Source organism: Meiothermus cerbereus (assembly GCF_051297115.1).
GTDB classification, from domain to species: Bacteria; Deinococcota; Deinococci; order Deinococcales; family Thermaceae; genus Meiothermus; species Meiothermus cerbereus_A.
Window position 1 is genome coordinate 1 of the sequence record NZ_JBEVAL010000114.1, and the last position, 5,502, is coordinate 5,502.

Below are 5,502 nucleotides of genomic sequence, written 5' to 3' on the forward strand. Positions count from 1 at the left end.
AAGGAGGAAGACCTCCATCGGCGGCAATTTGGGCGGGCGGCAGAGTGGTCGGCTTGGGTACGTGACCTAGAAGATGTTGAACCGAGGATCCGCAACTTATCCCTAAGCCTTGGCCGCTTCGCTGTGAGGTTGGGCAACCGCTGGTTGCGGGGGGAACACTTGTGACGCTTTCAAAGCGTAGCCGGAGGAAGGGTATCTATGGCCGTACCGTACTCGCTTGGGCCTTATAAAGGCGAGCTCCTGCTCGACCTGGACGGGCTTTTCCAGGTACTCCGCCTGGTTCCGCCCTATCCGCCCCGTGCAGCCCTCGAGCAAGTCTTGATCAAGCGGGCGATCGCCATCCTGGTGCAGTGTGATACCCAGGTGGGCCTGGTGCGCCCCGATGGAGTCCTCTGGGTAGAGGCCGAGGGAGCCTGGCTGGAGGGCTTGGTCCGACAGCTGGAGCAGCTCGACCCCCTCAGCGCCGAGGAGAAATCTGAGCAGATTCTTCTAGAAAAACTGGTAGAGAACGCAGAACGCAAACTGTGGGGCTTCCTGGAGAACGTGGAGGCGCTGATGGCCCATGGGGAGATGGCCCTGCGGAGGGCACAGGAATCTCGCCGTTATGAGCAGGTGGCCATCCTGGCTCACTGGCTTGATCGGTTGGTCAAGGTGCAGCACGGCGGGGAGGAGCTGGCCAAACTGTGGGCGATCTTTTCCGGGAGGAAGCGGGACAAACCTGGCAAGGCTGTTAAGCGCGCTCCAGGAAAACCCGAGAAGCCTAACAAGACCGGCAGAAAACCCAAAGGCGCGGCCACACCCCAGAAAAATTACCGCTTGCCTATCCTGCGGGCCCTGGCGGAGCTGGGGGGACAGGGAAAAGCGGCTGAGGTGCTGGACAGGGTTTATCAGCAGGTGAAGCACCTGCTCAAGGGCGAGGACATGGACCCAGTCAATGATGATCCCAGACACGGTGAGCCGGTCTGGCAAAACCGGGCACGTTGGGAGGTTGCCTCCCTAAAGGAGGAAGGTCTGGTGCAATCCGGTAGCTACGGGAGCTGGGTCCTCACCGAGGCGGGTCGCAGATATCTGGAGGAGCACGATGATCCTTCCTGACTTCATCGACAACGAGCACCTCAAGCTCGCTGAGGTCCTGGATTGGTTGTTGCGTAGCCAGCCTCGAGCTGACATCGCTAGCGGCTACTTCAACCTGGGAGGATACGCGCTGGTTAAGGAAGCTCTTGAGGGCGTGCCCAGGCTTCGGCTTTTGCTCTCCAAGGAACAGGGGGCTTCTGGGGGGGAACTCTACCCAGCCGGTTTCCGGCAAGACCTGGCGAGAACGCAGTTCACCGCCCGCAACCGCGAGCTAGCCAGGGAGTTGGTGCAACTCCTGTTACGCCCCGAGGTGGAGGTTCGGCTTTACACCAAAGGATTCTTTCATGGCAAAGCCTACATCTTCGACGACGTGGCCATCATTGGCTCCTCAAACTTCACCTACGCTGGGCTCACCGCCAACACCGAGCTCAACTCGGTGCACAAGCAACGCTATGCTGCCCAAGCTGCACGCGAGTGGTTTGAGCGCTTTTGGGAGCAGTCAGAAGACTACAAGCTGGAGCTGGTTCGGTTATTGGAGGAGTCCAAGCTTATCAGCAGGGATTACAGCCCCTACCTGGTCTTCCTGAAAAGCCTCTACGAGTACTTCAAGGATGAGCTCACCGTGGACCTGGAAAAAGGCCGGGACATTGGCAAGTCCCTGGTAGACTTAGCTGATTTCCAGCAGAAGGCCTTTGAGCGGGCCCTGCGGATTTTGGAGAAATACGACGGGGTGTTCATCTCCGACTCGGTGGGCCTAGGCAAGACCTGGGTCGGTAAGAAACTCCTGGAACACTTCGGCTACTTCCAGCGCAAGAAGTGCCTGGTCGTTGCACCGGCTCAGCTCAAAGAAATGTGGGAGAACGAGCTACACTCCATCCAGGTGGCTGCCCGGGTGGAGACCATGGAGAGCATGGGGCGCAAAGACTTTGATTGGACCCAATACTCTGACGTGGAGGTGGTGCTTATCGATGAGTCCCATAACTTCCGCAACTACAACCAGCGTTATTCTGCCCTCTCTCGCATCATGAGCGCCGGGCGGCGGAAGAAGGCGGTGTTGCTCACGGCCACCCCCATCAACAACTCGGTCTTCGACCTTTACAACCAAATCATGCTCTTCGCCCGCGGGGAGGGATACTTCGCCCGGGCGGGCATCCCCCACCTGCGTAGCTACTTCATCCGAGCCCTGGAGGATGGAGACCTGCTGAACCTCCTGGAGGAAGTGATGATCCGTCGTACGCGCCAGTTCATTAAGCAAGAGTTTCCCGAGGACACAATCGACGGTGAGCCGGTGCGTTTTCCCAGGCGGGAACTGCATACGGAGCGCTACAACCTCGAGGCCGTCCTCCCTGGTATCTACAGGCAGGTGGCCGAAATTTTCGAGGGCCTTGTCCTGGCGGTGTACAACCCGGAAGCTTTCCTCACAGCGCCCAGCGAGGCAGATAAATACGAAAGCCTTCGCAACGAGGCCCTGATTGGCCTGATCAAAAGCCTCCTCCTGAAGCGCTTCGAGTCCAGCGTGGAAGCCTTCCGCCTCTCCCTGCGCCGCCAGATTGCCTTTCACGAGCGCTTCATTGAGGAGCTTATGCATGGGCGGTTACTCACTGGCAAGGATTACCGCCGCCTCCTAGCCTTGGAAAACGAGGAGGAGGCCTCCGCCTTGCTGGAAACCCTACCCTCTGTGGATGCCTCGGCGTACCGCAAGCTAGAGTTAGCCCATGTTGCGGCGGAGGACCTGGAACGGCTACGGAAGATGCTACGCCTGGTGGAACCCCTGACCGAGGAGAACGATCCTAAGATTAACAAGCTGGTGGAGCTGATTCGCGAGCGACCGAGCAAGAAGATCGTGGTCTTCTCCTACTTCCAAGACACTACCCGCTACTTGGAGAGGGCCTTTAGGGGGGTCCACGCCCCACACCTGGAAGCTGTGCGCTGGGAGGTGGTGGACGGCAGCGTATCCCCCAAGCGGCGCTCGGCCATCCTTCGGCGGTTTGCTCCCAAATCCCACAAGGCCCAGATCCCTCCCGAGGAGGAACTGGATTTGCTTCTGGCTACCGACGTGCTTTCCGAAGGACAGAATCTCCAGGACGCGGATACCGTCATCAACTTTGACCTTCACTGGAACCCCGTGCGCATGATCCAGCGGGCTGGGCGCATTGACCGGCTGGGCTCACCCTTCGAGGTGATCCACATCCACAACTTCTTTCCCGAGGAGGGCCTCGAGGAGATGCTGGGCCTGCTGGAGCGGCTGATGGAAAAGATCATCCAGATAGACAAGAACGTGGGTCTTGATGCCAGCATTCTGGGCGAGGTGATCAACCCCAAGACCTTTAACGCCCTCCGCCGTATAAAACAAGAGGATGCCAGCGTTGCTGACGAGTTGGAAGCGGAGTCGGAGATTTCTAGCGAGTTCATGAGGCTCGCACTCTCCACCTTCCTGCAAAAGGAGGGGGCGAAGAGGCTGGAGGAGCTTCCATATGGCATCCACAGTGGAATGGCCGGTAAAGGGACAAGAGGAGTTTTCTTTCACTTCAAAGTGGACGGAGAGCATCTTTGGCGCTTCTACGAGGTGGACAGCGGCAAAATAATCGACTCCAAGCAACGGATCTTCCGGCTAATCCAATGCGACGAAAACACCCCACGTGTGGATGCCGACTACGACATAGACTCCATCCTTGCTGGGGTGAAGTCGCGTTTGCTGGAGGAACTAAACCAGCAATATGCCGTGCAACTCCCTGAATTGCCCAAAGTCCAGCGGGAAGTCAAGGAAGCTCTTTTGCGTTTGGGTAAGCATCCCCTGGTAGATCGCAACGATGTGGTGGAGCTACTGAAGGCGTTCCGTGAGCCCCTATCGCAAGTGCTGGTACGCGAACTGGAAGCCGTCTTCAAAAAATATGCAGATCAGGACGAGGAGCTCGTTGGTGCGTTGAAGGCGTTCGTAGAGAAGTATGGCCTGAGCGGAAGGACATCTGCCCCGAGCCCCGAGGAAGTAAAGACCTACAAGGAAGATGACCTCGAGCTGGTGGTGTTCCTAACCCTGGCCTGAGATGAGACGCTCATTGCGAAGGCGAAGGAGAAGGAAAGTGTAGCGCGGGGGTTTTTAGCTGCTGGCTTGGCCCAGGGTCTGGGCTTCTATGCCATTGGCGCCATGCGACAAAGAAGGGCGCCCCTTATGTGGTGTTAAAAGGGGCCACGGGCAATCTTGCGCAACAGGAAACTCCCCCACTTCCTGGTAGAGCTTGCCAATAAACGCTCGGTTGTGGAAAGCAGATGTCCTTTAAGGCTACCGCACCACCAGCCCAACCCCCTGGACAGGCGCCACCACCTCCACCTGGTCCCGGGGCTCCTCCTGGTCCAGGGTGCCGTTGCCGTCGGCATCCAGGAAGGCCAGGAGGCGGTAGGCCTCCCCGGGGTTGGCCTCGAGCCGGAAGGGGCCGCCCTCCTTGGGCAGGACCAGCCTCTCGCAACCCCTGGAGGAGCAGGCCTCCAGCACCACCCTGGCCTCCGGTCCCTGCACCACCCGAACCTCAGCCTGGGCCCTGGCGCCGCTTTGGGGCCCCCATACCCCAAATGAACCGCCCGCCACCAAGGCCACCCGGTAGGTACCAGGGGCTAACCCCGTGCCTGCCCTAACCCGCAAGAAGGCCTGCCCCTGGGCCGGGTTGGGGGAGAGGTAGGCGGAAAGCCCTCCCTCGGGCCGCACCTCCACCCGCACCGGGAAAGGGGAGAGGACCTGGACGGGGATGCTCCCTCCCTGGCCAGGGGAGAGGGTCAGGCTCCCTTCCACCCGTAAGGCCACTTCTCCCCCCTCCAATGCGTGGAGGGCCCGCTCGGCCCGCAGGAGGTTGCCCGCGGAGGTCGGTAGGGCACCCGCCAGAAGGGCCTCCTCCCGGAAGATGGTTTCCGGGGACCCCGGAAGTGGATTTCCGGGGTGCTCGGGTTGGTGTTGACCAATCGCGTCCCCATCGGCATTCGAGGGCGGAAACTGATTTCCGGGGTACCCCGGAAGAAAACTCCCGGGGTACCCCTGCCCCCTGAGGGCGGAACCGGAGTTCCGGGGTGGGTGTATCCCCACGGCTAGCTCGCGGTCGGTGTTGTCCAGGTCCCCCTCGAGGCGCATTCCACGCCCTCACTCCGGCTGCCAGGACGGTTGCCTGGTATTGCTGGTAGGCAAATCCGGGCGCCAGGCTTCTGCCCAGGTATGTACCAGGTGCAAGGACCTGGTTCCGATCCCCTTACGGGGCTAAGGCTTTTGCAACCGAGGCCAGGCACCCTGAGTTTGCACCCGCAATTTCACAGGTGTAGCAATCCCCTTACGGGGCTAAGGCTTTTGCAATTCCTTCGTGTGCTACTTGATCTGGACCCTCGGGATGTGAAAAAAGAGGGGGTGCTATGCAGCAAGATCGTGAGCACCCCCTTTACTATCTTGAC

3 protein-coding genes are annotated in these 5,502 nt (G+C 59.7%); 2 read left to right on the plus strand and 1 reads right to left on the minus strand.

Annotated elements, in window-relative coordinates; all coding sequences use genetic code 11:
- The first annotated feature begins 198 nt into the window (after positions 1-198).
- Both ABWU19_RS14170 and ABWU19_RS14175 read left to right on the plus strand, forming a co-directional pair.
- Positions 199-1,095 (plus strand): winged helix-turn-helix domain-containing protein, encoded by an 897-nt coding sequence (locus ABWU19_RS14170; protein WP_435902305.1) that lies wholly within the window; start codon positions 199-201, stop codon positions 1,093-1,095.
- Positions 1,082-4,117 (plus strand): helicase-related protein, encoded by a 3,036-nt coding sequence (locus tag ABWU19_RS14175; protein WP_435902306.1) that lies wholly within the window; start codon positions 1,082-1,084, stop codon positions 4,115-4,117. The genes ABWU19_RS14170 and ABWU19_RS14175 overlap by 14 nt, the downstream gene beginning before the upstream one ends.
- Before the next feature lie 237 nt (positions 4,118-4,354).
- Here ABWU19_RS14175 and ABWU19_RS14180 read toward each other — a convergent pair whose 3' ends face one another.
- Positions 4,355-5,191, minus strand: a complete 837-nt coding sequence (locus tag ABWU19_RS14180) for a hypothetical protein (RefSeq protein WP_435902307.1) — start codon at positions 5,189-5,191, stop codon at positions 4,355-4,357.
- Positions 5,192-5,502: the final 311 nt, after the last annotated feature.

Excerpts from the sequence above, each read along its gene's own strand:
- ABWU19_RS14170 (WP_435902305.1), top strand. The coding sequence starts at position 199 with ATGGCCGTACCGTACTCGCTTGGGCCTTATAAAGGCGAGCTCCTGCTC.
- ABWU19_RS14175 (WP_435902306.1), top strand. The coding sequence starts at position 1,082 with ATGATCCTTCCTGACTTCATCGACAACGAGCACCTCAAGCTCGCTGAG.
- ABWU19_RS14180 (WP_435902307.1), bottom strand. The coding sequence starts at position 5,191 with ATGCGCCTCGAGGGGGACCTGGACAACACCGACCGCGAGCTAGCCGTG.